Source organism: Streptomyces sp. NBC_01334, from assembly GCF_035983595.1.
Classification (GTDB): Bacteria; Actinomycetota; Actinomycetes; order Streptomycetales; family Streptomycetaceae; genus Streptomyces; species Streptomyces coriariae.
Genome location: NZ_CP130718.1, coordinates 6,437,796 through 6,462,523, shown reverse-complemented (window position 1 = coordinate 6,462,523; position 24,728 = coordinate 6,437,796). Strand labels below are relative to the sequence as shown.

At 70.2% G+C, this 24,728-nt stretch carries 20 protein-coding genes and 1 riboswitch; of the genes, 8 read left to right on the top strand and 12 right to left on the bottom strand.

The annotated features are described in order from the left end of the window. The first annotated feature begins 298 nt into the window (after positions 1-298). On the top strand, positions 299-556 hold the full coding sequence (locus tag OG736_RS29145; RefSeq protein WP_016639615.1) for a WhiB family transcriptional regulator: 258 nt from the start codon (positions 299-301) through the stop codon (positions 554-556). Between the two features lie 260 nt (positions 557-816). Here the strand turns inward: OG736_RS29145 and OG736_RS29140 are convergent, their stop codons facing one another. Continuing rightward, on the bottom strand, positions 817-2,283 hold the full coding sequence (locus OG736_RS29140; RefSeq protein WP_327187742.1) for a sensor histidine kinase: 1,467 nt from the start codon (positions 2,281-2,283) through the stop codon (positions 817-819). Positions 2,284-2,851: 568 nt separating this feature from the next. Between OG736_RS29140 and nagB the strand changes: the two genes are divergently transcribed. Next, on the top strand, positions 2,852-3,637 hold the full coding sequence (gene nagB / locus OG736_RS29135; RefSeq protein ID WP_327185025.1) for a glucosamine-6-phosphate deaminase: 786 nt from the start codon (positions 2,852-2,854) through the stop codon (positions 3,635-3,637). Between the two features lie 77 nt (positions 3,638-3,714). On the opposite strand, the gene OG736_RS29130 is transcribed toward nagB, so the two are convergent. The 4 genes from OG736_RS29130 to OG736_RS29115 all read right to left on the bottom strand — a co-directional run bounded on the left by OG736_RS29130 (position 3,715) and on the right by OG736_RS29115 (position 8,511). Beyond that, on the bottom strand, positions 3,715-5,241 hold the full coding sequence (locus tag OG736_RS29130; protein ID WP_327185024.1) for a glycoside hydrolase family 3 protein: 1,527 nt from the start codon (positions 5,239-5,241) through the stop codon (positions 3,715-3,717). An 8-nt stretch (positions 5,242-5,249) separates the two neighbouring features. After that, positions 5,250-6,116: a carbohydrate ABC transporter permease gene (locus OG736_RS29125; RefSeq protein WP_327185023.1), complete on the bottom strand. Its 867-nt coding sequence runs from the start codon at positions 6,114-6,116 to the stop codon at positions 5,250-5,252. Next, positions 6,113-7,111, bottom strand: coding sequence for a carbohydrate ABC transporter permease (locus tag OG736_RS29120; protein WP_327185022.1), 999 nt, complete (start codon positions 7,109-7,111; stop codon positions 6,113-6,115). The genes OG736_RS29125 and OG736_RS29120 overlap by 4 nt, the downstream gene beginning before the upstream one ends. Positions 7,112-7,230: 119 nt before the next feature. Beyond that, positions 7,231-8,511 carry an extracellular solute-binding protein gene (locus OG736_RS29115; RefSeq protein WP_327185021.1) on the bottom strand — a complete coding sequence of 427 codons (1,281 nt, stop codon included), beginning with the start codon at positions 8,509-8,511 and terminating at the stop codon, positions 7,231-7,233. Between the two features lie 372 nt (positions 8,512-8,883). Here OG736_RS29115 and OG736_RS29110 point away from each other — a divergent pair, with 372 nt between their 5' ends. The 3 genes from OG736_RS29110 to mctP all read left to right on the top strand — a co-directional run bounded on the left by OG736_RS29110 (position 8,884) and on the right by mctP (position 11,651). Beyond that, entirely contained in the window at positions 8,884-9,648 is a 765-nt protein-coding gene (locus OG736_RS29110; RefSeq protein WP_057603350.1) for a GntR family transcriptional regulator, read from the top strand. A 111-nt stretch (positions 9,649-9,759) separates the two neighbouring features. Further along, entirely contained in the window at positions 9,760-10,029 is a 270-nt protein-coding gene (locus tag OG736_RS29105; RefSeq protein ID WP_142266116.1) for a DUF3311 domain-containing protein, read from the top strand. Beyond that, positions 10,026-11,651, top strand: coding sequence for a monocarboxylate uptake permease MctP (gene mctP / locus OG736_RS29100; RefSeq protein ID WP_327185020.1), 1,626 nt, complete (start codon positions 10,026-10,028; stop codon positions 11,649-11,651). The genes OG736_RS29105 and mctP overlap by 4 nt, the downstream gene beginning before the upstream one ends. Positions 11,652-11,874: 223 nt before the next feature. Here mctP and OG736_RS29095 read toward each other — a convergent pair whose 3' ends face one another. Next, positions 11,875-12,144, bottom strand: coding sequence for a hypothetical protein (locus OG736_RS29095; protein ID WP_327185019.1), 270 nt, complete (start codon positions 12,142-12,144; stop codon positions 11,875-11,877). A 485-nt stretch (positions 12,145-12,629) separates the two neighbouring features. Next, a riboswitch (cobalamin riboswitch) is annotated at positions 12,630-12,765 on the top strand. Positions 12,766-12,889: 124 nt separating this feature from the next. Between OG736_RS29095 and OG736_RS29090 the strand changes: the two genes are divergently transcribed. The 3 genes from OG736_RS29090 (at position 12,890) to OG736_RS29075 (ending at position 17,516) form a co-directional block, all read left to right on the top strand. Continuing rightward, a complete protein-coding gene (locus OG736_RS29090) occupies positions 12,890-15,274 on the top strand; it encodes a ribonucleoside-diphosphate reductase subunit alpha (protein ID WP_327185018.1) in 2,385 nt (794 codons plus the stop codon). Further along, the gene (locus tag OG736_RS29085) at positions 15,274-16,299 is read left to right on the top strand and encodes a ribonucleotide-diphosphate reductase subunit beta (protein ID WP_327185017.1); all 1,026 of its coding nucleotides are present in this window, start codon (positions 15,274-15,276) and stop codon (positions 16,297-16,299) included. The genes OG736_RS29090 and OG736_RS29085 overlap by 1 nt, the downstream gene beginning before the upstream one ends. A 248-nt stretch (positions 16,300-16,547) precedes the next feature. After that, complete coding sequence (locus OG736_RS29075) at positions 16,548-17,516, top strand: helix-turn-helix domain-containing protein (protein WP_327185015.1); 969 nt, start codon at positions 16,548-16,550, stop codon at positions 17,514-17,516. 10 nt (positions 17,517-17,526) lie between these two features. Here OG736_RS29075 and OG736_RS29070 read toward each other — a convergent pair whose 3' ends face one another. From OG736_RS29070 to OG736_RS29045, 6 genes are all read right to left on the bottom strand, one after another. Beyond that, positions 17,527-18,897: a bifunctional albaflavenone monooxygenase/terpene synthase gene (locus OG736_RS29070; RefSeq protein ID WP_327185014.1), complete on the bottom strand. Its 1,371-nt coding sequence runs from the start codon at positions 18,895-18,897 to the stop codon at positions 17,527-17,529. Then, a complete protein-coding gene (gene cyc1 / locus OG736_RS29065; RefSeq protein ID WP_327185013.1) occupies positions 18,894-19,991 on the bottom strand; it encodes an epi-isozizaene synthase in 1,098 nt (365 codons plus the stop codon). The genes OG736_RS29070 and cyc1 overlap by 4 nt, the downstream gene beginning before the upstream one ends. 283 nt (positions 19,992-20,274) lie before the next feature. Then, positions 20,275-20,925, bottom strand: a complete 651-nt coding sequence (def, locus tag OG736_RS29060; RefSeq protein WP_020130774.1) for a peptide deformylase — start codon at positions 20,923-20,925, stop codon at positions 20,275-20,277. Between the two features lie 124 nt (positions 20,926-21,049). Next, the gene (locus tag OG736_RS29055) at positions 21,050-22,030 is read right to left on the bottom strand and encodes a tetratricopeptide repeat protein (RefSeq protein WP_327185012.1); all 981 of its coding nucleotides are present in this window, start codon (positions 22,028-22,030) and stop codon (positions 21,050-21,052) included. Between the two features lie 105 nt (positions 22,031-22,135). Continuing rightward, positions 22,136-23,374, bottom strand: a complete 1,239-nt coding sequence (locus OG736_RS29050; RefSeq protein WP_327185011.1) for an HD-GYP domain-containing protein — start codon at positions 23,372-23,374, stop codon at positions 22,136-22,138. Next, positions 23,371-24,669 (bottom strand): HD-GYP domain-containing protein, encoded by a 1,299-nt coding sequence (locus tag OG736_RS29045; RefSeq protein WP_327185010.1) that lies wholly within the window; start codon positions 24,667-24,669, stop codon positions 23,371-23,373. Before OG736_RS29045 ends, OG736_RS29050 begins: the two co-directional genes overlap by 4 nt. Positions 24,670-24,728: the final 59 nt, after the last annotated feature.

Genomic DNA, 24,728 nt, shown 5'->3' with positions numbered 1-24,728 from the left:
TCACTCGAACGTTTAGGCCAGGGTCCACCCCATGGAAGTACGGCTGTGACCTAGTCGACACCGAGGAATCAAAAAAAACTTTCCGGAAGGGGTTGTATCCGCCGCTGAGGTTTGCGAGTCTCTACGTGGCGATCGGGACAGCCCGCAACACCGGCATCCACTGATCACCGGAACCCCTCTTCAAACAACAGGACCGCGCCAGGGAACCTGGCTGGTGGCCCTTCACTTGTTGAGGGATTCGTGAAAGCGTTCACATTCACAAGCAACTTGCACGTAATACCAAGGAGAGGTAGCAGCCATGGACTGGCGTCACAACGCCGTTTGCCGCGAGGAAGACCCCGAGCTCTTCTTCCCCATCGGCAACACCGGTCCTGCGCTGCTGCAGATCGAGGAAGCCAAGGCCGTCTGCCGTCGCTGCCCGGTTATGGAGCAGTGTCTGCAGTGGGCGCTCGAGTCCGGCCAGGACTCCGGCGTCTGGGGTGGCCTCAGCGAGGACGAGCGTCGTGCGATGAAGCGCCGCGCCGCCCGCAACCGGGCCCGTCAGGCTTCCGCCTGACAACACCCGCCCCGCAAGCCTGAGCTTGGCGGCGCGTACAGCGAGTACGCATCTCCCGCCCCCGAGCCGCAGCGCGCAGTACCCCCGATGCGCAGCACAAGCTGGCAACGAGCATTCGAGCCCCGGACCCCTGAACGGTCCGGGGCTTCTTGCTGTGCGCCCACCGGGTCGGTCGGCCCGGTGGGCGCACGCCGTCCGCCCGTACCGTCCGCCCGCGCCATCGTCCGACCGCGCCGTCCGCCCGCGCCGTCGCGGGCCCGCTACTTCTGTGCGCGCACCGGGATGTCCAGGATCACCTGGGTGCCGCGCTCCGGCCCCGGGACCATGTCGAAGGTTCCGCCCAACTCGCCCTCCACCAACGTGCGTACGATCTGGAGGCCGAGGTTGCCGGAGGTGTGCGGGTCGAAGCCCTCGGGCAGCCCGACGCCGTCGTCCTGGACGGTGACCAGGAGACGCGTCTCCTTCGTGGTGCCGCCGCGGACCGCGGACACCTCGACCGTGCCGGTGTCGCCCTCGCCGAAGCCGTGCTCCAGGGCGTTCTGCAGGATCTCGGTGAGGACCATGGACAGCGGCGTGGCGACCTCCGCGTCCAAGATGCCGAAGCGTCCGCTGCGCCGGCCGGCGACCTTGCCCGGCGAGATCTCGGCGACCATCGCCAGCACCCGGTCGGCGATCTCGTCGAACTCCACCCGCTCGTCCAGGTTCTGAGACAGCGTCTCATGCACGATGGCGATCGAGCCGACCCGGCGGACCGCCTCCTCCAGCGCCTCCCGGCCGCGCTCGGACTCGATGCGCCGTGCCTGGAGACGCAGCAGGGCCGCCACCGTCTGGAGGTTGTTCTTCACCCGGTGGTGGATCTCCCGGATCGTCGCGTCCTTGGTGATCAACTCACGCTCGCGACGGCGCAGTTCGGTGACGTCGCGGAGCAGCACGAGCGCGCCGATGCGGGTGCCCTTGGGCTTGAGCGGGATCGCCCGGAACTGGATGACCCCGTCCTTGGCCTCGATCTCGAACTCGCGGGGCGCCCAGCCGCTGGCGACCTTGGCGAGCGCCTCGTCCACCGGACCCCGGGTCGGGGCGAGTTCGGCGGTGGTCAGGCCGAGGTGCTGGCCGACCAGGTCGGAGGCCAGGCCCATGCGGTGGTAGGCCGAGAGCGCGTTCGGGGAGGCGTACTGGACGATCCCGTCGCCGTCGACGCGGATCAGGCCGTCGCCGACGCGCGGGGCGGCGTCCATGTCCATCTGCTGGTTGGGGAACGGGAAGGAGCCGGCCGCGATCATCTGTGCGAGGTCGGAGGCGCTCTGGAGGTAGGTGAGCTCCAGGCGGCTGGGGGTGCGCACGGTGAGCAGATTGGTGTTGCGGGCGATGACCCCGAGGACGCGGCCCTCACGCCGTACGGGGATCGACTCGACCCGTACGGGGACCTCCTCACGCCACTCCGGGTCGCCCTCACGCACGATCCGGCCCTCGTCCAGAGCGGCGTCGAGCAGCGGACGGCGGCCGCGCGGGACGAGGTGGCCGACCATGTCGTCCTGGTAGGAGGTCGGGCCGGTGTTGGGCCGCATCTGGGCGACCGAGACATAGCGGGTGCCGTCCCGGGTGGGGACCCACAGGACCAGGTCGGCGAAGGAGAGGTCGGAGAGCAGCTGCCACTCCGAGACCAGCAGGTGGAGCCACTCGAGGTCGGAGTCGTCGAGTGCGGTGTGCTGGCGTACGAGTTCGTTCATGGAGGGCACGTCTGCGAGCGTACCCGTGGGTCTGTGCGGGGCCTAAACCTGTCGGCGGCGCGCGGTCGGCCGTGAGCGGCCCGGGCCCGGAAACACCCGCGGGCCGCGGCGCCTGAGAGGGACCCTCAGCCCTCCCGGCACCGCAGCCCGGAGCAATATCGGCCGCGGGGTGTGCGGTCCCGTCGACCGAAGGTGAGGAACCGGGGCAGTCAGGGCAGAGAGCTCCGGGTCCTCGGTCCGCCCTCCTGTGCGGGGAGGACGGAAGTTCTGTGTCGCGCTCCCCTCCATTGTGGACTAGACCACTAGGGGTGTCCATGTGTGGAAGGTCGTTCGTTGTTGTGGGCATTCGGACGCTCTGACATCCACAACGCAGCCTAGCCTGTGCGGGTTCCCGCGCGGGGCCAGTTACGCGCGGCATTTTCCGCGGATCCGCTCCCGGAGCGGTCCTCCTCCCCCTCCCGCGCCCGAAGACGGAGACGGTCGACTCTGTTAGATTGACCCCATAGATTGGTCTAAACCACATAGCCCTTCCGGGCCCCCCGTGCCCCTCTCAGAACGGCAGGCCAGCGTGGAAGTTGTCATCGTTGCGGACGCCCGGTCGGGCGGCGAGCTCATCGCCGAGGCCATGGCGCAGCTCCTGCGGCGCAAGCCGGACGCCCTGCTCGGCGTGGCCACCGGCTCCACCCCGCTGCCCGTCTACCAGGCGCTGGCGGCCCGGGCGCGCTCCGGATCGGTGGACACCGCGCGGGCGCGGATCGCCCAGCTCGACGAGTACGTGGGCCTGCCCGCCGAGCACCCCGAGTCCTACCGTTCGGTGCTGCGGCGCGAGGTGCTGGAGCCGCTGGGCATCGGCATGGAGGCCTTCCTCGGGCCGGACGGCACGGCCGCGGACGTACAGGCCGCGTGCGAGGCGTACGACCGCGCGCTGGCCGCGGCCGGCGGAGTGGACCTCCAGCTGCTCGGGATCGGCACCGACGGACACATCGGCTTCAACGAGCCGTGCTCCTCGCTGGCCTCGCGCACCCGGATCAAGACGCTGACCGAGCAGACCCGCGTCGACAACGCGCGCTTCTTCGACGGCGACATCGAGCAGGTCCCGCACCACGTCATCACGCAGGGCATCGGCACGATCCTGGAGGCGCGGCACCTGGTGCTGCTCGCCACCGGGGAGGGCAAGGCGGACGCCGTCGCGGCCACCGTCGAGGGACCGGTCGCCGCGGTGTGCCCGGCCTCCGCGCTCCAGTTGCACCCGCACGCCACGGTCGTCGTCGACGAGGCCGCCGCGTCCAAGCTGAAGCTCGCGGAGTACTTCCGGCACACGTACGCCAACAAGCCGGCGTGGCAGGGCATCTGAGGGGCACCGTCACCACCACCGACGACGAAGGCGCCGGACTCCTCTTCAGGAGTCCGGCGCCTTCGTCGTGGTGACGCTCAGGCGTGCGTGCCGGCCGCGATGACCTCCGCCGCCGCGCGGCCGCACACCCGGGCCGCGCCGTGGGTGGCGATGTGCAGGGCGCCGCGGGGCGGGGCCTGGGGGACGCCCATCTCGACGACGACCGTGTCCGGCCGCGCCGTGAGGAGGGTGTCGAGGGCCGCCGCCATCCACGGGTGCCGGTGCTCGTCGCGGACCACCGCCACGATCCGCCGCTCGCCCGCCGCGATCAGCGCCGCGTGTCCCGCGTCCGCACCCGCGAAACTGCCGGTCTCCGTCCCCGGCAGCAGCCGGCCCAGCTCCGCGGCCACGCCCCAGGGCGTCTCGTCGCCGACGGCGATGTTCGCGACCGGGGTGAGCGCGGCGACGTACGGCGGGTCGGTGAGCGGGGTGAAGACGTCGTCGCCGGCGAGGCGCAGTGCCCGGCGGGCGGCGATCAGCCCGACATCGGCTCGCCCGGCGCTGCGGCCCGCGCGCGCCGTGCCCTCGTCGGGACCGGCCGCGGCCGTGCTCCGCGGAGCCGTCCAGCGGGCCAGCGCCCGCACCCGCTGCGCCGCGTCCGCGAGGCGTTGCTCGGGGAGTTCGCCCGTGCGGACGGCGGTGACCAGGGCGTCGCGCAGGCGGCGTACCGTCTCGTCGTCCGCCAGGCCGCCGCCCACGCAGATGGCGTCGGCGCCGGCCGCGACGGCGAGGACGCTGCCGCGCTCGATGCCGTAGGTCGCGGCGACGGCCTGCATCTCCATGCCGTCGGTGACGATCAGGCCGTCGTAGCCGAGTTCCTCGCGGAGCAGGGTGGTGAGGATGCGCGGGGACAGGGTCGCCGGTCGGGCCGGGTCCAGGGCGGGGACCAGGATGTGCGCGCTCATCACGGCGCGGGTGCCGGCGGCGATGGCGGCTCGGAACGGGGTCAGTTCGCGTTCCGTCAGGACCGCGGGGTCGGCGTCGATGCGCGGGAGCGCGTGGTGGGAGTCGACGGCCGTGTCGCCGTGCCCCGGGAAGTGCTTGGTGCAGGCCGCCACGCCCGCCGACTGGAGGCCGGTGACGTAGGCGGCGGTGTGCCGGGCGACCAGGCCGGGGTCGGCGCCGAACGAGCGGACCCCGATGACCGGGTTCGCGGGGTTGGAGTTCACGTCGGCGGAGGGCGCCCAGTTGAGGTTGACCCCGCACTCCGCGAGGCGGCGGCCCAACTCCGCGGCGACCTCCAGCGTGAGCGAGACGTCGTCCACCGCGCCCAGCGCGTGGTTGCCGGGGAAGCTGGAGCCGGTGCGCACCTCCAGGCGCGTGACGTCTCCGCCCTCCTCGTCGATCGCGACCAGGACGTCGTCCCGCTCCGCGCGCAACTGCGCGGTCAGCGAGGCGAGCTGCTCCGGCGAGGCGATGTTCCGGCCGAACAGGCCCACCGACGCCAGACCCTCGCCCAGGCGGCGCAGCAGCCAGTCGGGGGCGGTGGTGCCGGGGAAGCCGGGTTGGAGGACCGTCAGGGCGTCACGGGTGAGAGTGTCGGTGCCACTGGCGATTGTCGTCATCGGGGGCGTTATCCCTTCACGGCGCCCGCGGTCAGCCCCGCGGCCATCTTGCGCTGGACGAGGAGGAAGAGGGCGACGATCGGTAGCGCCATCATGGTGGCGCCGGCCATCATCGGGGCGTACTCGGTGCCGTGCTTGGTGGAGAAGTTGCTGAGCCACACGGTGGCCGTCTGGTTCTTCTGGCTGAGCAGCATCAGGGCGTAGAGGTACTCGTTCCAGGCCTGGATGAAGCCGTAGACCGAGGTGGCGACCATGCCCGGCGCCAGCAGGGGGAAGACCACCCGGACGAAGGCCCCGGTGCGGGAGCAGCCGTCGACCATCGCGGCCTCCTCCAGCTCCTTCGGGATGTTGACGATGAAGCCGCGCAGCGTCCACACCGTGAAGGGGAGGATGAAGGTCAGGTACGTGAGGATCAGGCCGGTCAGCTTGTCGTACTGACCCAGGTCGTTCAGGAGCAGGAAGACCGGGATGATCATGGCGACGAGCGGGACCATCTGGACGGCCAGGATGCCCACGATCACGATCTTGCGGCCGCGGAAGGCGAACCGGGAGATGGCCAGGGCAGCCAGCATGCCGACGACGACGCCGATCGCCACGACCGCCAGGGAGACGAGCAGGCTGCGGCCCACCGGGCCCCAGAAGTCGGCGATGTGCAGCGCGCGGCTGAAGTTGTCGAGGGTGAGTCCCGTCGGCAGCAGGCTCGGGTCCGGGTCGATCGCGTCCTTCGCCGGCTTGAACGCGGTGTTGAGCATCCAGTAGACGGGGAAGCCCGCGACGACGAAGACGAGCACGCCGAGGAGGTTCCAGCCGGACTTCGACCTGCGGCGCCCGGACGGGCTTCCCGCCCGGCTCGCCTCGGAGGCAACGGCACTCATTCGACCTCTCCGATCTTCAGCATCTGGCGCATGTACACGGCGACCACCCCGAGCAGCAGCAGCACGGTGATCAGGGCGATCGCCGAGCCCTGTCCGTAGTCGTTGACGACGAAGGCGCGGTCGTAGGAGTACGTCGTCAGGATCTGGAACTCGGCTTCCGGGTGTCCGTTGCGCATGACGAAGACCTGGGGGAACACGCCCATGTCCCAGATGACCGACAGGGTCGTGAGCATCACGATGATCGGCTTGAGGATGGGCAGGGTGACGTACCGGAAGACGCCCCAGGCGCCCGCGCCGTCGAGGCGGGCGGCCTCCTCCAGTTCGGCGGGGACCTGGGTGAGGCCGGCGCTGAGGGTGATGACCACGAAGGGCACGGCGCCCCAGACGACGAGGAGCATGATGACCGCCAGCCCCTGCGGTCCGCTGGCGAACCAGTTGTGGCCGATCAGCTCGACGCCCGGCAGCCTGCTCAGGACCGCGTTGAGGATGCCGTAGTCGGCGTCGAACAGCCACTTGAAGACCGTGGTGGCGACGATGACCGGCATTCCCCAGCTGGCCACGAGCGCGATGTTCACGAGGGTCTTCACCCAGCCGGAGACCCGCTGGAGGAGCAGCGCGATCAGCATGCCGATGACCATCGTGAAGATCACGCAGCCGGCCGCGAAGACGATCGTGCGGAAGACGACCTGCCAGAACTCGCCGTCGCCCAGCACGCCCGTGAAGTTGTCGAACCCGACCGACTCGGCCGGCTGGAAGCCCCACAGCTGGGACTGCCCGAACTTCTGGAAGGAGAGGGTGACCAGCCGGACCAGCGGATAGCCCATCACCAGGGCGAGGACCAGCAGGCAGGGGGCGAGGAGCAGCCAGGGGGTCGTGGCCCCGCGGGAACCGCGGCCGCCGCGTGGTCTCTTCGCGCCGGGTCCGCCCGCGGGCGGTGGTGGTGGCGACTGCCGCGTCGGCGGCACTTTGGCAGTGGTCGTGTCTGCGGCACTCATCCGCGCGCTCCTCAGCGGTCCCTCGGGTCGTACGAAGGCGAAGCCCCGTACGGGTCGTACGGGAGGCAGGGCCCCGCCCCGATGAAGCCCTCCGGGGTCGACGGGGCCCTGCCCTCAGGTCACTTGGTGTTGATGACCTTGTCGATCGCGGCGTCCGCGTCCTTCGCGGCGGCCTCGACCGTCTTCTTGCCGGTGCCGATGCTCTGGAGCATGGTCTGCAGCACCTGGGCCTTCTCGACCTGGCCCCAGCCGGGAGCCATCGGGACGAACCAGTTGGACTCGGCGGCGGTGGCCGGGACCGCGGTGGCCGGATCGCTCTTGAGGGTCGCGAGGTCGGTCTTGTTGTTGGGCAGGTTGCCCTTGGCGATCAGGCCCTTCTGGCCGGACGGGCCGGTGAAGGCGTTGATCCACTCGGCGGCCAGGGCCTGCGCGTCCGACTTCACCGGGACGGCGAGGTCGGAGCCGCCCAGGAAGACGGGGAGGTTCTTGCCGGACGGACCGGGCATCACGAAGTTCTCGACGTTGTTCGCGAGCTTGCCGGTCTTGTCGTTCTCCTTCGCCGCGGCGGTCGCGCCCTCCCAGGCGGGGGCGAAGATCATGCCGGACTTGCCCTGGCCGTAGACGATGTAACGGTCGGACTCGTCCTTGGTCTTGTCGCCGTGCATGTACTTGTCGAGGACGTTCTTGAACTCGGTGAGGCCCTTGACGGACTCGGGCGAGGAGAGGTTGGCCTTCCACTCGCCGCCCTCCTCCTTGGCGATCGAGCCGCCGGCGTCGTAGACGAAGGACATGGCCGCGTACCAGTCACGGGTGGGCTGGTACCAGGCGGAGAACTTGTCGCCCTCCTTCTTCTGGACCTTGTCCAGGGCGGCGGTCAGCTCGGTGTACGTCTTCGGCGTGGTCTTGACGCCCGCCGAGGCGAAGAGGTCCTTGCGCCAGTTGGCGACCCGGCCGCCCGCGTAGTACGGGACGCCGTAGGTCTTGCCGTCGTAGCTCACCGAGGCCTTGAGGCCGTCGAGCCAGGCGGAGGAGTTGTCGAACTCGGCGGTGTCGAGGGGAGCGAAGGCACCCTTGACCATGTAGCCGAGCATCTCGGTGTTGCCCATCTCGACGACGTCGGGGGCCTTGTCGGTGGCGAGAACGGCGTCCAGCTTGGCGTTCTTGTCCGGCCAGCCGTAGTACTCATGGTTGATCTTGACGCCGGGGTGCGCCTTCGTCACCGCCGCGTCGGCGGCCTTCACGAGATCGGGCCAGTTGTTCTGCGCGTCGACGGTGAGCCAGACCGTCAGCTCCTTGGCGTCGGTGCCCTTCGAGTCCCCGCTGCCACTGTCGTCTCCGCACGCCGCGATGGAGACCATCATGCCCGCGATACCGATCGCGGCTATCAGCTTGCGCTTCACGCCATCCTCCTCAGGGATGCCACACCCCCCGCCCACGGGCCGGGAACTCGATCTGGACCAATGGTGTAGACCAGTGCGCAGAGCTTGGCTCAGACCAATAAGCCTGTCAAGGGTGGCCGAACCCCCTCCGAACAGCCGTTATGGGACCTACATATGCAGGAACCTTTAAGTAACAAGCCCTCGAAAACCCGGGCTCCGGAGGGTGCCGCTCCGGTAGACCATTTGCCCTGGTGGACTAGACCAGCAAAGGTTGCGACGGTATACAGAGGGATCACGGAACGGTGGGGCAGCATTCCCGCGTCCGTGCCACGATGTGAGCCGCGGCCGACGGCGTGTCGGCCATTTCGGCACCCGCAGCCGGGAAGGCAGGCCATGAGCACCGACGTGAGCAGTGCGGAGAACGAGGGTGGGGCGACCGTCCGTACCGCGCGTGTGCCCAAGTACTACCGCCTGAAGAAACACCTGCTCGACATCACGGAGACACAGTCTCCGGGCACCCCGGTCCCGCCGGAGCGCACCCTGGCGGCCGAGTTCGACACCTCGCGCACGACCGTCCGCCAGGCCCTGCAGGAACTCGTCGTCGAGGGCCGCCTCGAGCGCATCCAGGGCAAGGGCACCTTCGTCGCCAAGCCGAAGGTGTCCCAGGCGCTCCAACTCACCTCGTACACCGAAGACATGCGCGCCCAGGGCCTCGAGCCGACCTCGCAGCTCCTGGACATCGGCTACATCACCGCCGACGACCGCCTCGCAGGCCTCCTCGACATAACGGCCGGCGTACGGGTGCTGCGCATCGAGCGCCTGCGCATGGCCAACGGCGAACCGATGGCCATCGAGACGACCCATCTGTCGGCGAAGCGCTTCCCGGCTCTGCGCAGGTCGCTGGTCAAGTACACCTCGCTGTACACCGCCCTCGCCGAGGTCTACGACGTCCGGCTCGCCGAGGCCGAGGAGACCATCGAGACCTCGCTGGCCACCCCGCGCGAGGCGGGCCTGCTGGGCACCGACGTGGGCCTGCCGATGCTGATGCTCTCCCGCCACTCACTGGACCAGGAGGGCCGGCCGGTGGAGTGGGTGCGGTCGGTGTACCGGGGCGACCGGTACAAGTTCGTGGCCCGGCTGAAGCGGCCCACCGAGTAGCCCGCCGCGTAGAGGGTCTGTGGAGGGTCTTCCGCTGGGCTTATCCGTCACTTACATTGCCTGCGCATTACATCTGTGATCAAGGCGATCAGAGTGAGGGGACGGCCGCCGATGTCCGACGAGGAAACGAGGGAACCGGTGGTGACGCCTGCGCGCGTCGCCATCGCCCTCTGTCTGATCGCGCCCTTCGTGGCGATGCTGTGGGTGGGGTCGTACGCGAAGGTGGATCCGGCGTTCATCGGGATCCCCTTCTTCTACTGGTACCAGATGCTGTGGGTGCCCCTGTCCGCCGCGCTCACCGTGACCGCGTACAAGCTGTGGCAGCGTGACCAGCGCGGCCGCGCCGCCTCTTCTTCCGCGAAGGGTGGTGCGTCGGAGTGAAGGACGGCGTGAACGGCGTCGCGCTCGCCGTCTTCATCTTCTTCTTCCTGGCCGTCACGGTCATGGGCTTCCTGGCCGCGCGCTGGCGCAAGGCCGAGAACGACAGCCTCGACGAATGGGGCCTCGGCGGCCGGTCGTTCGGCACCTGGGTCACCTGGTTCCTGCTCGGCGGCGACCTGTACACCGCGTACACCTTCGTCGCCGTACCCGCGGCGATCTACGCGGCGGGCGCGGCCGGCTTCTTCGCGGTGCCGTACACGATCCTCGTCTACCCGCTGATCTTCACCTTCCTGCCCCGCCTGTGGTCGGTGTCCCACAAGCACGGCTATGTGACGACCTCGGACTTCGTGCGCGGCCGCTTCGGCTCGAAGGGCCTGTCGCTGGCGGTCGCCGTCACCGGCATCCTGGCGACGATGCCGTACATCGCGCTCCAGCTGGTCGGCATCCAGGCCGTGCTCGACGTGATGGGCGTCGGCGGCGGCGAGGACACCAACTGGTTCGTGAAGGACCTGCCGCTGCTGATCGCGTTCGGCGTGCTGGCCGCCTACACCTACTCCTCGGGTCTGCGGGCCCCGGCACTGATCGCGTTCGTGAAGGACACGCTGATCTACATCGTCATCGCGGTGGCGATCATCTACATCCCGATCAAGCTGGGCGGGTTCGACGACATCTTCGCCAAGGCCGGCGAGGCGTTCAGCCAGACCAACCCGGCGACGGGCAAGCCGCGCGGCGCGCTGGCACCGGCGGAACCCGGCCAGTGGACGTACGCCACGCTGGCGTTGGGCTCGGCGCTGGCGCTGTTCATGTACCCGCACTCGATCACGGCGACGCTGTCGTCGCGCAGCCGTGAGGTGATCCGCCGCAACACCACCATCCTGCCGCTGTACTCCCTGATGCTGGGTCTGCTGGCGCTGCTCGGCTTCATGGCGATCGCGGCCGGGGTCAAGGTCACCAACGGGCAGCTGGCGATCCCGCAGCTGTTCGAGGACATGTTCCCGTCCTGGTTCGCGGGGGTGGCGTTCGCGGCGATCGGCATCGGCGCGCTCGTGCCCGCGGCCATCATGTCGATCGCGGCCGCGAACCTCTTCACCCGCAACATCTACAAGGACTTCATCAAGCCGGACGCGACGCCCGCGCAGGAGACGAAGGTCTCCAAGCTGGTCTCGCTCCTCGTGAAGGTGGGAGCCCTGGTCTTCGTCCTCACCATGGACAAGACGGTCGCCATCAACTTCCAGCTGCTGGGCGGCATCTGGATCCTCCAGACGTTCCCGGCCCTGGTCGGCGGCCTCTTCACCCGCTGGTTCCACCGCTGGGCCCTGCTCGCCGGCTGGGCGGTCGGCATGGTCTACGGCACCTTCGCCGCGTACGGTGTCGCGTCCCCGACCCAGAAGCACTTCGGCGGCTCGTCGAAGGAGATCCCGGGCATCGGCGAGATCGGCTACATCGGTCTCACGGCGTTCGTGATCAACGTCGTCGTCACGGTGGTGCTGACCTTCGCCCTGAGGGCCGCCAAGGCTCCCGACGGCATCGACGAGACGAAGCCGGAGGACTACACGGCGGACGCGGGCGACCCGGGCGTGGCCGTGGAGCTGCCCCCGGCGACGGCGGGCGCCGGCCACTAGGTCGTGTCCCTGGGTACGCGATGGCCGGCCGGACGGGTCCTGGTCCCGCGTCCGTCTGGCCATCGCGTCCCGGAGGCGGTCCAGTTCGCGGACCCGCATGCCGACCCGGTGCGGGGCCGCCGGCGCCGTCCGGGAGCTCCCTCCCACAGGCACGGTGCCTGGAACACGCTGAGCTGCGCGTACCAGCAGCGTGACTGCTGGAGCACGGTCTCCGCCTGGCGGATCAGGTCGTTCCGGCGGTGGGCACCAGCCGGCGCGGATCCCGCATCGCCCTGGTGAGACAACGCCGCTTGGTCCAGCGGTACCACCGGAACAGGAAGAGCGCGGCGGCGATCGAGGCGGCGCGGATCGGGCCGACGAACTTGAAGACGGTGTCGAACCCCTGGCTGCCCTGCCGCCCCTGCCCGAAGCCGGTCGTGTCGTGCGTGACGGGGATGAACAGGCCCTCCCCGACCCGGGCGAGCAGCGCCGGCGCGGCGACCGGCCAGATCACCCTGGTGACGTTGGCGCAGGAGACCCGTCGGCGCCACTTCCTGGGGCGGGTGACGCCGCGGTGGCCCCCAGACGGATCGTCAGGGAGTGCCGGCGGCCGACGAACCCGTGTCCGACCCGGTGTCCCGCCCGCCGGGAGGCCGGTGTGGCCATCGGCGCGTCGCGCGGTCGCTCCTTGCCGGGCGGACGGCGAGCCTCGTCATGGCGTGCTCCTTGAGAGTTCCGAGAAGGCGGTTCGCGGAGACGGCGGACTCGCGGGACGGAGGATTCGCACGGCGCCGACGTCTGCTTCCATGGAATCGCTCCCGGCACGCTCCGCAACCCGGGACCGCGTCTGCGAACATCCGGTTTTCGTCCGCACACCCGAGCGGGACCGGCATCCCGTGCCACACCGGAACGATCTCACCCCGATCGCCTGTCAGCTGACGCTCTGAAACCGCCCCGACACAACATCTGGGGGTGGCGTGACAGGTGAGCACAAGATGTATGCTCATGCTCGCTGTCGCCGCAGGGGAATCCGGTGCGAATCCGGAACTGTCCCGCAACGGTGTACTTGCGTGCGTTCATACCTGTATGCGCACGCCTGTTCAGTCCGAGGTCCTGCCGACAGCGCGCCCGGCCGTCCGGTCCGGGTGCCCTGACGTCCGGGTCTCGTGGAGTGGGCCGGTGGACGCGACGCCCCGCGCGCTCGTGTGCTGCCCCCTGCCCTCCGCAAGGCCCACCGCCGAGCGAGGGAGAGCCCCCACGTGACCATCGCGCCAGCCGACCCGGTTTCCGTCACCGAGCTGGAGACCGACGGTCCCGGTACCGCGTTGCTGCGGACCCTGACCGAGCTGACCGCCGACCTGCCCGACGCCGACCCCGGCCGGGTCGCCGCCGTCGCTCTGCGCGGCCGGTCTGCACGGGCTGCCTCCGAGATCACCGCGGAGCTGCGCGAGCTGGCCACGGAGGGGGCCGCGGGCCTGATCTCCGAGGACCCCGCCTACTCGAAGCTGGCCGCCCGGCTGCTGACGATCAGCATCGCCGCGGAGGCCGCCTCCCAGGGCGTCACGTCGTTCACCGGATCGGTCGCCGTCGGCCACCGCGAGGGCCTGATCGCCGACCGCACCGCCGAGTTCGTGCGCGTCCACGCGGTCCGCCTCGACGCCCTGATCGACCAGCAGGCCGACGACCGCTTCGGCTACTTCGGGCTCCGTACCCTGCACAGCCGCTACCTCCTGCGGCACCCGATCACCCGCAAGGTCGTCGAGACGCCGCAGCACTTCCTGCTGCGCGTCGCCTGCGGCCTCGCCGAGGACGACACGCCCCGCTCCCTGGACGAGGTCGCCGCCCTCTACCGGCTGATGAGCCGTCTGGACTACCTGCCGTCCTCCCCCACGCTCTTCAACTCCGGTACCCGGCACCCCCAGATGTCGTCCTGCTACCTCCTCGACTCGCCGCTGGACGAGCTGGACTCCATCTACGACCGCTACCACCAGGTGGCCCGGCTGTCGAAGCACGCGGGCGGCATCGGCCTTTCGTACTCCCGTATCCGCAGCCGCGGTTCGCTGATCCGTGGCACCAACGGGCACTCCAACGGCATCGTGCCGTTCCTGAAGACGCTCGACGCCTCGGTCGCCGCGGTGAACCAGGGCGGCCGGCGCAAGGGCGCGGCGGCGGTCTACCTGGAGACCTGGCACTCCGACATCGAGGAGTTCCTGGAGCTGCGGGACAACACCGGTGAGGACGCCCGCCGGACGCACAACCTGAACCTCGCGCACTGGATCCCGGACGAGTTCATGCGCCGGGTCAACGCCGACGCCCCCTGGTCCCTGTTCTCCCCCGCCGACGTGCCCGAGCTCGTCGACCTGTGGGGCGAGGAGTTCGACGCGGCCTACCGCAAGGCCGAGGAGGCGGGCCTCGCGAAGAAGACCATCCCGGCCCGTGATCTCTACGGCCGCATGATGCGCACCCTCGCGCAGACCGGCAACGGCTGGATGACCTTCAAGGACGCGGCCAACCGCACCGCCAACCAGACGGCCGAGCCGGGCCACGTCGTGCACTCCTCCAACCTCTGCACGGAGATCCTGGAGGTCACGGACGACGGCGAGACGGCGGTCTGCAACCTGGGTTCGGTGAACCTCGGCGCGTTCGTCGACACGGCGGCCGGCGCGATCGACTGGGAGCGGCTGGACGAGACCGTCCGCACGGCCGTCACCTTCCTCGACCGGGTCGTCGACATCAACTTCTACCCGACCGAGCAGGCGGGCCGCTCCAACGCCCGCTGGCGCCCGGTCGGCCTGGGTGCGATGGGCCTCCAGGACGTCTTCTTCAAGCTGCGGCTGCCCTTCGACTCGCCCGAGGCGAAGGCGCTGTCCACCCGGATCGCCGAGCGCATCATGCTCGCCGCCTACGAGGCCTCCGCCGAGCTGGCCGAGCGCAACGGCCCGCTGCCGGCCTGGGAGAAGACCCGTACGGCCAGGGGCGTGCTGCACCCGGACCACTACGGCGTCGAGTTCAGCTGGCCCGAGCGCTGGGCGGCCCTGCGCGAGCGGATCGCGCGGACCGGCATGCGCAACTCCCTGCTGCTCGCCATCGCCCCCACCGCCACCATCGCGTCCATCGCGGGCGTGTACGAGTGCATCGAGCCGCAGGTGTCCAACCTGTTCAAGCGCGAGACGCTGTCCGGCGAGTTCCTCCAGGTCAACTCCTACCTGGTGCAGGACCTCAAGGACCTCGGCGTCTGGGACGCCCGCACCCGCGAGGCGCTGCGCGACTCCAGCGGCTCGGTGCAGGACTTCGCCTGGATCCCGGCGGATGTGCGCGCCCTGTACCGCACGGCGTGGGAGATCCCGCAGCGCGGCCTGATCGACATGGCCGCCGCCCGGACCCCGTACCTGGACCAGGCGCAGTCCCTGAACCTGTTCCTGGAGACGCCGACCATCGGCAAGCTCTCCTCGATGTACGCGTACGCCTGGAAGTCGGGCCTGAAGACGACGTACTACCTGCGCTCCCGCCCGGCGACCCGTATCGCCCGCGCGGCCCAGGCACAGGCTCAGCCCGAGAAGACCATCCCCGTGCAGCAGGCGACCGAGCCCGACGCCGTCGCCTGCTCCCTTGAGAACCCCGAATCCTGCGAGGCCTGCCAGTAATGACCACCGCACCCGAGAAGACCGAGAAGAACCTGCTCGACCCGGGCTTCGAGCTGACCCTTCGCCCGATGCGCTACCCGGACTTCTACGAGCGCTACCGGGACGCCATCAAGAACACCTGGACCGTCGAGGAGGTCGACCTCCACTCGGACGTCGCCGACCTGGCGAAGCTGTCCGAGGGCGAGCAGCACATGATCGGCCGGCTGGTCGCGTTCTTCGCGACGGGCGACTCGATCGTGGCGAACAACCTCGTGCTGACGCTGTACAAGCACATCAACTCACCCGAGGCGCGCCTCTATCTGTCGAGGCAGCTCTTCGAGGAGGCCGTCCACGTCCAGTTCTATCTGACGCTCCTGGACACCTACCTCCCCGACCCGGAGGACAGGACGGCGGCCTTCGACGCGGTCGAGAACATCCCGTCCATCCGTGAGAAGGCCGAGTTCTGCTTCAAGTGGATCAACGAGGTCGAGAAGCTGGACCGGCTGGAGACCAAGGCCGACCGCCGCCGCTTCCTGCTCAACCTGATCTGCTTCGCCGCGTGCATCGAGGGCCTGTTCTTCTACGGCGCCTTCGCGTACGTCTACTGGTTCCGCAGCCGGGGTCTGCTGCACGGTCTCGCCACGGGCACCAACTGGGTGTTCCGTGACGAGACGATGCACATGAGCTTCGCCTTCGAGGTGGTCGACACCGTCCGCAAGGAGGAGCCGGAGCTCTTCGACGACCAGCTCCAGGAGCAGGTGACCGCCATGCTGCGGGAGGCCGTCGAGGCCGAGCTCCAGTTCGGGCGCGACCTGTGCGGCGAGGGGCTGCCGGGCATGAACACCGACTCGATGCGGCAGTACCTCGAGTGCGTCGCCGACCAGCGTCTGTCGCGGCTCGGGTTCGCCCCGGTGTACGGCTCGGAGAACCCCTTCTCCTTCATGGAGCTCCAGGGCGTTCAGGAGCTGACCAACTTCTTCGAGCGCCGTCCGTCGGCGTACCAGGTCGCGGTGGAGGGCACCGTCGACCTGGACGAGGACTTCTGACCCTCCCTCTCTCCTCGGGCCTCCTGGGCCTCCCTGATCCGCCGGTCGGCGCGCCGGTCGCGCACGATGCCGAACACGGACGGGAGGACCAGGAGGACGAGGATCCCGAGGACCATGAGCATTCCGATGAGGCCTTCGATCTGGTTCGTGTTCATGGACATCAGTCTGCCGCCGGACACTCCTGACCGTGAGTGGCAGGACTGCCGCACACCTTCAAATTCCTGCCACTTCGGGTGCACACTGGCAGCATGCTGAAAAACGTGGCCGCCGTCCTGGTCGACGGTGTGCATCCCTTTGAACTCGGCGTCGTCTGCGAGGTGTTCGGCCTCGACCGGAGCGACGAAGGGCTGCCGGTGTACGACTTCGCCGTGGTGTCGGCGGAGGGACCGGTCCTGGGCACCCACGTCGGCGGGCTCACCGTGTCCACGCCGTACGGCCTCGACCGGCTGGACGAGGCCGACCTGATCGCCGTACCGGCCGCGGACGCGAACATCGACCGCGCATATCCGCCCGAGCTGCTCGACGCGCTGCGCCGGGCCGTGGACCGGGGTGCCCGGGTCCTCAGCGTGTGCTCCGGGGTGTTCGTGCTGGGCGCCGCGGGGCTGCTCGACGGCCGGCGCTGCGCCGTGCACTGGCGGCACGCGGACGTGCTGGCCCGCCGCTACCCCCGGACGGCCGTCGAGCCGGACGTGCTGTACGTCGACGAGGACCCGGTGATCACCTCGGCCGGCACGGCCGCCGGTATCGACGCCTGTCTGCACCTGGTCCGCAAGGAGCAGGGGCCCGAGGTCGCCAACCGGATCGCCCGGCGGATGGTGGTGCCGCCGCACCGGGACGGCGGCCAGGCCCAGTACATCGAGCGGCCGCTGCCCCGGTCGCGGTGCGACACCGTCGGCGAGGTGCTCGCGTGGATGGAGCAGCACCTCGACGAGGAGGTCACGGTGGAGCAGCTCGCGGAACGCGCCCACATGTCACCGCGCACCTTCGCCCGCCGGTTCCAGCAGGAGACGGGCACCACCCCCTACCGGTGGCTGCTGCGTCAGCGGGTGCTGCTGGCCCAGCACCTGCTGGAGGCGACGGACGAGACGGTGGACGCGATCGCCTGGCGCGCCGGCTTCGGTACGGCCGGCGCCCTGCGCCACCAGTTCGTGCAGGCGCTGGGGACGTCCCCCAACGCCTATCGGCGCACGTTCCGCGGCCCGCAGGCCGTCGCCTGAGCCGCGGCTCTCACCCGGACACCGCCCGCAGCAGCAGGCGGCGCGGCCGGAGCGTGATGCCGATGTGCGTCCGGTTGTCGGAGCCCGGCACCGGCTCGAAGCGGAACGCGGACGCCACCACCGCGGCGATCAGTGTCAGCTCGGCCATCGAGAAGTGGTCGCTCGGGCACTTCCGGTTGCCGACGCCGAACGGCGTCATGGCGTACTTCGGCACCTCCGGGGAGCCGCCGGGCAGCCAGCGGTCGGGATCGAACTCCGTGTGCCGCTCGTACGACCGCGGATCGCGCTGTACGGCGTACGGGCTGTAGACGATGTCGGCGCCCGCGGGAATGCGGTAGCCGCCGAGCTCGGTCTCGGTCACCGCGCGCCGGGTCAATATCCATACGGCGGGATACAGCCGCATGGTCTCGACGACGACATTGGCGGTGTGCTGGAGCTTTCGGACGTCGCCGAATGCGATCGGGCGGTCACCGACGACCCTTTTCACCTCTTCGCGGATCTTGTCCACCTGGTCGGGGTGCTCCGTGAGGACGTGGAGCAGCGACATGACCACAGAGCCGGCTGTTTCGCTGCCCGGGGTGAGTATCGCGATGACCTGGTCGTGGATCTCCTGTTCCCCGATCGGCTCACCATTCTCGTCCTTCGCCTCCAGCAAAGCCGTCAGCAAATCGTCCGGTTTTTGACCGGATGCACGGCGTTCGGCAATGATCTCGTCCACCAGCCGATGCAGATCGGCCAGCGCCCGGTTGAATTCGCGGTTGGCCGGAATCGGTACCCGATAAAGCGGCCCGAGGGGCACGACCATGCGCTGGTACATACCGGCGAACAGTGTGGCGAGCGCGGACGTGATGCGCTCGGACCGGGCGTCCATATAGCTGCCGCGCATCAGACAGCGCGCGGAGATGCGCACGGACACCCGGAAGGACTCCGCGGTGACGTCGAGGACCTCACCGTTCCGCCAGCGCTCGACGAGCGCGTACGCCTCCTCCTCCATGATCGGCCCGTAGCCGGGGATGGCGTCGAGCCGGAACGCGGGCTGGATCGTGCGCCGCTGGCGGCGGTGCAGCGGGCCGTTGGCCGTGGCCACGCCCTCCTTGCCGAGCAGGCTCTCCAGGGATTCCCACAGGGGCCCCGAGATGATGTAGTCCGGGCTGAGCGCCAGGGCGCCGGTGAGCTCCGGCGCGGTGACGGCGTACACCGTCTTGGGGCCGAGCCTGAGGCGGACGATGTCGCCGTGGTCGCGGAGCTGGGCCAGGAAGGCCAGCGGGTCGCGGGCCAGCTTCCAGCCGTGTCCGAGGAGCGGGACCCTGCCACCGGCCAAAGGTGGCTCACGCAGTTCGGGCGCCGCGGGGGACGCGGGTTTCACCGACTCGACGGTCATTTCTCACCTGCCGCTTCGTTGTTGACGTACGGGGGCGTGGACCGGTCGTCCCAGCTGTCGACCATGTATCGGCCGGACTCGTGGTGGAACCAGTAGACGGAACTGAACCAGTTCCGCATATTGCCGAGGCAGGACCGCACGGCGGCGCCGAGTTGATTTCCGCGGACCGTCCCGTCGGCCAGCCGGTCGGCGAGCCGTAAGACGTCCTTCTCGACGACGAGGAACTCGGAAATGCATTCCTCGACGCGTCGCCTGACTTCATCGACCGCCTCTTCCAGAGTCAGTCCCTCATGGGTGATGAGACTGATTCCGAGATTATGCACCTCATCGCCCGCTATCTCCTTGGGAAGCGAGCAGAGGTCGTTGTACCAGGCCGCGAATTCCTGACTCAGCAGCGCCGCACGGTGAAATGCGGGGTGTTTCCGCACCAGGTCCGGGAGTTCACGTCCCGCACTCGGCTCCAGCAGGTCGGTCCAGATCCAGTGCGCGAAGGTGAGCCGACGCAGCGCCAGGTATTCCTCGACTCCGGGAATGCGCCCTTCGATTCGGTTGTGGAATTCCTGGTCGTACGCCTCGATCACGGCGTGGAAGTGCCGGGTGAACCGGGCGTTCCAGGTACCGGGAAGGAAGGAGTGGAGCCGGCTCACACTGTCCGCGAGCCCGGCGACCAGCGGATCCGGGTGGCACAGATACTCCGCCGGGAAGTTCAGGGCCGCGTGCAAGCGGAACCTGAGCCGCCGCCAGGAGGACGTCCGGCCGTGCACGACGTCACGGTCGTGCCGGTCGTCCCAGACGAAGAACCACGCGCTGTAGTCGGCGATGGCCTGCATGACCTCGTCGGGTGCGCCGAGGTAGAAGCCCGCCATCAGGTCGGTGTAGCAAAGTCCGTCGGCATATTCTGCGACCTTGTCCGCCGGCATCAACCGCATTTCCAGCAGCCAGGAGCGCGTCTTCTCCTGCAACTGGGGCCAATACGGATGCAGTTGCCGGGGAAACGCCGCCTCGATGACCGGAAGAGAGAGCGAGGGAGGGACCGCGGGCACGGCCACCGTCGCTGTGGTGCTGTATGTGGTGCTGTATGGGAAAGCTGGCACGGACAACCCCTCTCAGCCGCCAGTGGGCACACACCCCTCACCCCGTGCCGGGCGTGCGCCGTTGCGTATCCCCGCACTTCCCATTCAGCACTACAACTGACCGTTCTGGGAACGGATTTGCTTCATTCACCACCCCAACATGCCGAGAATCCGCCCCTGCGTGACTGGTTAAGGATCAGCAGATGTGCAGTGGATGTGCGTAAGCGATCGAACGTCCGTCGGACACACGAACGACGCCCGGCCGGAGGGATCCCGGCCGGGCGTCGTGGTGGTGCGGGTGGGCTCAGTCGTTGGCGACCACGGGATAACGGGGCTCGTTCTCGGCCATCTGCCGCAGGGCATCCTTGCGTTCACGCTTGGACAGACGGTCGATGTAGAGGTAGCCGTACAGGTGGTCGGTCTCGTGCTGCAAACACCGAGCGAAGTATCCGGTGCCGCGCACCTTGATCGGATTGCCCTGCTCGTCCTGCCCGGTCACCTCGGCGTAGTCGGGACGGGCCAGCGGCGCGTAGGCGGTGGGCACCGACAGACAGCCCTCGTTGCTGTCGTCCAGCCGGCGCCGGTCGGCGGGCAGTTCGACGAGCTTCGGGTTGCAGACGACGCCGGTGTGCCGGGCGCCCTCGTCGTCGGGGCAGTCGTAGACGAAGACCTTCAGGTCGACGCCGATCTGGTTGGCGGCCAGGCCCACTCCCTCGGCGGTGTGCTGCGAGGCGAACATGTCCGCGACCAGCTGCCGCAGTTCCTCGCCGAACTCGGTGACGTCCTTGCACTCCTTGTGCAGCACCGGGTTCCCGACGACGGTGATCGGCCGCGAGGTGCCGGCCTCACGCCATGCCAGCTCGCGCGCCTCCGCCTCCTCGGTGTCGATGACGAAGCCCTCGTCGTCCACGGGGAGCACGCCCGCGTGCTGCTGATCGGTGTCCTGCTGCGCCATGACCGACGATGCCTTCCTCAAACAGACAGGGGGTGAATGCTCGATACAGGGTACGGGCAGCGCGCCCCCTCAGGGGCGCGGGGAACGGCGCGACCAGCCACGACGAACACGCGACCGAAAGCGGTCAGCAGACCTCTTCCAGGTCCCGCCAGTCTCTGGAATCGGGGCTGTCGGCGACCCACCCGTCCAGCAACGCCCGGACGAGAGAGGCCGGGGCGGCCACGCCGCACTCCCGCTCCGGCACCCACAGCTGCCCGTCCGTCCGGTGCCCGAGCGGACCCGGATGCCCCGGCTCGCTGTGGTCGTGCGGGTCGAGATGCTCACCGTCACCCTCGTCGGACGGCATCCGTGACTCCGAGCACATCCGGCAGAGCAGCCGCACCGACGACGACCAGTCCTCCGCCGCGAAGCCCGCGTCGGCCGCCAACTGCTCCAGCGCGTCCCGGTCGGACTCGGTGGCCGCCTCCAGCAGCACGACCCAGGTCGGCACGGGCGACGGCGCCCACAGCTCGATCTCGTCGAAGACCGGGTAGGAGTGGCCCGTGGCCGTGGTCCGCTCGCCGTGCGGGACCCCGTCGTGCAGCACGACCTCGCCCCAGCGCCTCCCGGACGACGGCAGCGGGATGGACAGCACCTCCATCCGGGCGGGGTCCAGCCGCCGCCCCCACACCACCTCGGCCTCGCCCTCGGGCGACAGCCGTACGGCCGCGCTGCCCAGCTCCATCCCGACCGGCTCGCCCGCGCCTATCGCGTTGCCGGGCACCCGCAGCCCGTACGCCTGCCAGGCGCGGCGGGCCAGCGGCCAGTCCTGGAGGGCGGTGGCCGCGATGCCCACGTTCCACCAGTCGGGGGCGCCGGCCTCGCGGTCGAGCAGGGCGACGGCGCGGAGCCCCGCCGTGCGGGCCTGCTCCCAGTCGTGCCGGAACTTGTGCAGCAGGGCGAGGTTGAACCAGGACTCGGACAGCCAGGGTTCCAGGTCCGCGGCACGTGTCAGCAGCGCGCCCGCGTCCTCGTACCGCCCGTCGCCGATCAGCGTGAACGCGCGGTCGGTGGCCTGCCGCCAGGAGGCGGAGGGCCGGTGCCGTCCCTTGCCGAAGATCCTCACGATTCCCGCCTGCCAGTTCCGTTCTGTGGGCTGGCCAGTGCCCCCGGACACTCTCTCCCTCGCATCCAACCACGTGTGGCCGGAGGGCCGCTCATTACCCATGGGTTACCCACCCACGGGCGAGGTCAGACAACGCCGCGAAAGCACCCTGGCCAGGGCCTCCACCACCTCGGGCGCGTACTCCCCGCCGGTGCCGAGGCGCAGCTCCTCCAGGGCGTCGAGTGGCCCACCGGGACCGCTGCCCCGGACCTTCTCCTCGTATGCGTTCACCACCCGGACTATGCGCGCGGCCACCGGCTGCTCCGGGTAGGGATCGGCCTGCCGCTCGACGACCGTGGCGACCTGGGCGCCCGCCCCGGTCTGGCGGACGACGGCCCCGCCGAGCAGCGCGATCCGCCGCTGCTGGGCCGCCGGCAGCCCGGCGGTGGCACCGGCCGGGACCGGGTCGACGAGGCTGAGCTGGCCGATGTCGTGCATGAGGGCCGCGTACTCCAGGACGGTCAGCTCGGGCTCCGGCAGCCCCAGGTCCAGGCCCACGGCCTGGCTGAGGGCGGCGACCCGGCGGGCGTGCCCGGCCGGGGTGTACCCGGCGATCTCCGTGGCCCGCGCCAGTGAGGCGATGGTCTGCCGGTAGGTGGCCCGCACCGCCGCGTACCGGCGCAGGGACAGCTGGGTGAGCAGCAGCGGCACCGAGAACACCGGCAGCGCCCACAGCCCGACGACGGCCACCGCGAGCGCCATCACCGCTCCCGTCGCGCAGACGGCCGAACCGATCCCGGGTACCGCCCGCAGCTCGTCCCGCAGCAGCGGGGTGAACGGCCAGCCGGTACGGGAGCGGGCGAGCGCGGCGGCGACCACGGCGTCGCACAGCACGGTCAGGACGAGCAGCGCGAGCAGCAGCAGCGCGTAGGCGGGCCCGCTCCAGCCGTCGAACACCCCCCGGTTGTGGAGGGGCTGGAAGCAGACGGCGGCGAACCCGACGGCCAGTACCCGCCGGACCAGGTGGTCGAGGACGGCCTGTCCACGGGCCAGCTGCGGCACGCTGCCGAGCAGGGAGGCGGCGACCACCACCGCCACGACCTGGGTGACCCCGTGCTGTGTGGGGTGCCCGGCGTGCCCTCCGACCAGCGCGTACGACAGTGACCCGGCGGCGCCGAGCGGCGCGGCCTCCCGCAGCCGGGGCCCGCTCTGGGGGCGGGTCAGCTCTCCGACGGCGACGAGGATCCCGAAGGCGAGCGCGACAGGGCGGTCCTCGACGCCCGTCAGGAACGTGCCGAGGAGGGAGACGCCGACGAGCAACGCGGCCGCTGAGTGGAGGGCGACGTGCGAGCGGCGGACGGTCATCGGCGTACCTCGGACCGGTCGTCGGAGCTCTGCGCGGGCACGGCCGGCCGGTCCTCCTCGGCGGTCACGACGGGATGCCAGCCGTCCCGGGCGATGACGTGCGCCAGCGCCGCGACCATCCGGGGGTCGAACTGGGCGCCCGCGCACCGCCGCAGCTCCTCCAGGGCGATGTGCACCGGCCGGGCCCTGCTGTAGGACCTGGTGGACGTCATGGCGTCGAAGGCGTCCGCGACGGCGACCACTCGGGCCGGCTCCGGGATCTGGCTGCCCACCAGCCCGTACGGATAGCCCTTGCCGTCGATGCGTTCGTGGTGGTGGAGGATCGCCGAGCGGGCCTCGCCGAGGAAGGAGATCCCGCGGGTGATCTCGTGCCCGTACTCGGGGTGCAGCTCGATCACGCGCCGCTCCTGCGGGGTCAGCGGCCCCTCCTTGCGCAACAGCCGGGTGGGGACGCCGAGTTTGCCGACGTCGTGCAGGATCCCGGCGAAGCGGAGCATGTCCTCGTCCATCCCCAGCTCGCGCCCGATCAGCACCGAGGCCTGGCCGACGCGCTCGCTGTGGCCGCGCGTGTAGCCGTCCTTGATGTCGACGGCCTGCACCAGGGCGCGGATGGTCGCCTGGTGAGCGGCGCGCTCCCGGTGGTACTGCGCGAACACCCACCACGACACGGCCATCGGGAACAGCACGAGCAGGGCGGCCACCGGCCCGTACGGGCTGAGCCACAGCACGGCCATCATCAGCCCGCCGAGCCCGTGCACGGCCAGCGGCGCCAGGGAGCGCAGGAACAGCCCCCGGCAGGCCCGCCGCAGCGGCAGCCCCTCGGCGAGCGCGAGCATCCCGCCGTCCAGCAGGGCGAGCGCGGCGCAGAACACCAGCACGGCCGCGCCGGCCGGCAGCAGCGCGTACGGCAGGTCGGAGCCGGCCACGGCGTCCCGCCCGCCGAGCGCGGCGTGCACCCGGGCGGCCGCCCACACGGCGAGCGACGCGTGGGCGGCCCGCCAGACCCGGCGCAGCAGAAAGGGGCGCCGCTCGACGTGCGAGAACAGCGCCCCGGGCAGCGGGACGAGAGCGGCCGCGGCCGGCGAGAGCAGGAACGCCCCGGCCAGCAGCACCGGGTGGAGGGTGCCGGCGAACCTGCGCCGGGCGAACCGCTCGCCGCCTGCGTACAGGGCGGCGAGCAGGGCGACGGCCCACCAGGGGGTGCGCGCGCCGGGCAGCGCGGGGAGCGTGCAGAGCAGGGCGCCGAGGGCGACACAGGCGGCGTATCCGCGCGCCCGCGCCGGAATCCCTTCCATGACGCCTCCCCCAGCCGTACCTGTCCGGGCTCAGGAGCCTAGGACGGCCGGGGGTGGGT

What these genes read in the sequence shown, in the direction of transcription:
- OG736_RS29145 (WP_016639615.1), top strand. Translation starts at nt 299, where the DNA reads ATGGACTGGCGTCACAACGCCGTTTGCCGCGAGGAAGACCCCGAGCTC.
- OG736_RS29140 (WP_327187742.1), bottom strand. Translation starts at nt 2,283, where the DNA reads ATGAACGAACTCGTACGCCAGCACACCGCACTCGACGACTCCGACCTC.
- OG736_RS29130 (WP_327185024.1), bottom strand. Translation starts at nt 5,241, where the DNA reads ATGACGACAATCGCCAGTGGCACCGACACTCTCACCCGTGACGCCCTG.
- OG736_RS29125 (WP_327185023.1), bottom strand. Translation starts at nt 6,116, where the DNA reads ATGAGTGCCGTTGCCTCCGAGGCGAGCCGGGCGGGAAGCCCGTCCGGG.
- OG736_RS29120 (WP_327185022.1), bottom strand. Translation starts at nt 7,111, where the DNA reads ATGAGTGCCGCAGACACGACCACTGCCAAAGTGCCGCCGACGCGGCAG.
- OG736_RS29110 (WP_057603350.1), top strand. Translation starts at nt 8,884, where the DNA reads ATGAGCACCGACGTGAGCAGTGCGGAGAACGAGGGTGGGGCGACCGTC.
- OG736_RS29105 (WP_142266116.1), top strand. Translation starts at nt 9,760, where the DNA reads ATGTCCGACGAGGAAACGAGGGAACCGGTGGTGACGCCTGCGCGCGTC.
- OG736_RS29085 (WP_327185017.1), top strand. Translation starts at nt 15,274, where the DNA reads ATGACCACCGCACCCGAGAAGACCGAGAAGAACCTGCTCGACCCGGGC.
- OG736_RS29075 (WP_327185015.1), top strand. Translation starts at nt 16,548, where the DNA reads ATGCTGAAAAACGTGGCCGCCGTCCTGGTCGACGGTGTGCATCCCTTT.
- OG736_RS29070 (WP_327185014.1), bottom strand. Translation starts at nt 18,897, where the DNA reads ATGACCGTCGAGTCGGTGAAACCCGCGTCCCCCGCGGCGCCCGAACTG.
- def (WP_020130774.1), bottom strand. Translation starts at nt 20,925, where the DNA reads ATGGCGCAGCAGGACACCGATCAGCAGCACGCGGGCGTGCTCCCCGTG.
- OG736_RS29050 (WP_327185011.1), bottom strand. Translation starts at nt 23,374, where the DNA reads ATGACCGTCCGCCGCTCGCACGTCGCCCTCCACTCAGCGGCCGCGTTG.
- OG736_RS29045 (WP_327185010.1), bottom strand. Translation starts at nt 24,669, where the DNA reads ATGGAAGGGATTCCGGCGCGGGCGCGCGGATACGCCGCCTGTGTCGCC.